A 2,258-nucleotide genomic window follows, 5' to 3' on the forward strand; every position below is an offset into this window, starting at 1 on the left:
TCAGCCACCGCGCCGCTGGCTCGGTGGTTGAGCCTGCCGAAACCAGCCTGTCGAAGCCAAGCGGCGCGGCCCAGAGCTTTTTCGCGCTAACGATGATTTTAGACTGCGGTGTTTGCGAGGGCGCGAGGACGCGAGGACGCGAGGACGCGAAGCTATCGCTACGTAGAGGCATTCAGCGCATCCTGATGCCGCAAACCTATTTCCTACTTCCTACCTTCTACTTCCTACTTCCTGTATCCTTCCCGCTACGTGAGGCACCATTATGCGTGTGGCAAAGAGGCCGATCCTGCGTTGGGGCTGGGTGGTGGGTTTTTATCTGGTGACGGTGTGGCTGGTGCTGACGCTGACCTTTCTGTTGCCCCGCTTGATGCCGGGCGATCCGTTGGCGGCTCTGATTGATCCCTCTAGCGACCAGTATCTCTATGATGAGGCGCTTCGCACGCGCTTGGCTGCCTACTATGGCCTTGATCAGCCCCTCACAGTGCAGTATCTGCGCTATCTTGCGGGTTTGACCAGTGGTGACCTCGGGGTTTCGCTACGGCTACGCACGCCTGTCGCGGAGTTGATTGCTGTCCATTTGCCGTGGACGCTGCTGCTGGTGCTGCCGAGCCTTATGTTTGCTACGCTGGTGACGATGTTGGCCGGGGCGGAGGCGGGCTGGCGCTGTGGTACGCTGTTGGATCGTGTGCTGCTGGTGAGTTTTACGCTGCTCCGTGCGCTGCCGGTCTTCTTTATTGGGTTGCTGGCGCTGCTCTTTTTTAGTGTGTATCTGGGTTGGCTGCCACTTGCTGGGGCCTATACGCCCTTTCGTACCTGGCCGAGTATCTGGGAACAGGCGCTCGATCTGCTGCGCCATTGGATGCTGCCGACCATGGTCTTGACTCTTGAGTTGATTGGGGCGCGTTTTCTGCTGCTGCGTAATACGATGGTGACGGTTCTTGGTGAGGATTTTATGCAGGTCGCCCGCGCAAAGGGGCTGCCTGAACGCACGCTGAAGTATCGCCATGCCCTCCGCAATGCGCTGTTGCCCTTCGTGAGCGTACTGGCTGCTCAGGTTGGCTTTGCGGTCACTGGTACGATCTTTATCGAGACGCTCTTTGCCTATCCTGGCATGGGTCGTCTGATGTTTGAGGCGGTTGCTGCACGCGACTACCCGGTGCTTGAGGGGGTCTTTCTGGTTGCTGCGCTGGCGGTCTTGAGTGCCAATCTTTGCGCCGATCTGCTCTATGCTCGGCTCGATCCGCGTGTGAGGGCGCAATGAGCAATGCTTCGCTACGCTTGCATGATGCGCATGCCTTGAGCCAGCCTACGCCGCAGCGTTCAATGCCGCGCCCGTGGCTCTGGTTGGCGGGCTGGGCGCTGGTGGGGAGCTTTCTGCTGCTGGCTCTGCTGGCCCCTTGGCTGGCGCCTCACGATCCGACAGCCTACAGTGGCGCTCCTTTAGAACGCCCAAGTAGACAACATCCCCTGGGAACCAACGATGTCGGCCAGGATCTGCTGAGTGAGTTGATCTATGGCGCACGCATCTCGCTGTTGGTCGGTGTGGCAGCGGGTGGCCTGGCCTTGCTCATCGCAACCCTCATTGGGGCTGGGGCTGGCTATCTGGGGGGCTGGGTGGATCTGCTGCTGATGCGCTGCGTGGATCTGCTGATGGCTCTGCCAATGGTTCCGTTGCTGATTTTGGTGGTGGCCTATGCCGGGCCAAGCTTGCTGAACCTGATTCTTTGCATTGCCTTGCTTGGCTGGATGGTGCCAGCGCGCAGCATCCGCGCCCAGGTATTGAGCCTGCGTAGTCGCAACTACATCCAGGCCGCCCGGCTCTTTGGGGCCGGGCCGCTCTATGTGCTGCTCCGCCACCTCCTCCCGGCCCTCGGCCCGATCCTGCTTGCGCTGCTGGTGGGCCAGATTGGTCGTGCGATTATGATCGAGGCCGGGATCGCCTTTCTTGGTCTGAGCGATCCGACGGCCAAGAGTTGGGGCATGATGATCCGCTATGCGCTCAACTATGGCGGTATCTACCTGTCGCCTGTCTGGATCTGGTGGCTGTTGCCACCGAGCCTCTGTATTAGCCTGCTGGTTCTGGGGTTTACCTTCCTCGGCGTTGGGCTTGAGCGGCGGCTCAGTCCTCGTCTTGTGCGTCAGTTGTAATACCATTTACGATTGCAGATTGCAGATTGCAGATTGCAGATTGCCGAACATGGCGTCCCAATGGGCTTTAGCGTTCTTGATCATGCGGCATGTTCAAGGGTAATTGGTAT

Annotated in this window: 2 protein-coding genes; both read left to right on the plus strand. The window is 59.4% G+C overall.

Annotation, left to right across the window (positions count from 1 at the left end; genetic code table 11):
* Window positions 1–262: 262 nt before the first annotated feature.
* Window positions 263–1,261, plus strand: a complete 999-nt coding sequence (locus CJ255_RS21720) for an ABC transporter permease (RefSeq protein ID WP_097646162.1) — start codon at window positions 263–265, stop codon at window positions 1,259–1,261.
* Window positions 1,258–2,148 (plus strand): ABC transporter permease, encoded by an 891-nt coding sequence (locus CJ255_RS21725; protein WP_097646163.1) that lies wholly within the window; start codon window positions 1,258–1,260, stop codon window positions 2,146–2,148. The genes CJ255_RS21720 and CJ255_RS21725 overlap by 4 nt, the downstream gene beginning before the upstream one ends.
* Window positions 2,149–2,258: the final 110 nt, after the last annotated feature.

This window comes from Candidatus Viridilinea mediisalina (assembly GCF_002532535.1).
GTDB classification, from domain to species: domain Bacteria; phylum Chloroflexota; class Chloroflexia; order Chloroflexales; family Chloroflexaceae; genus Viridilinea; species Viridilinea mediisalina.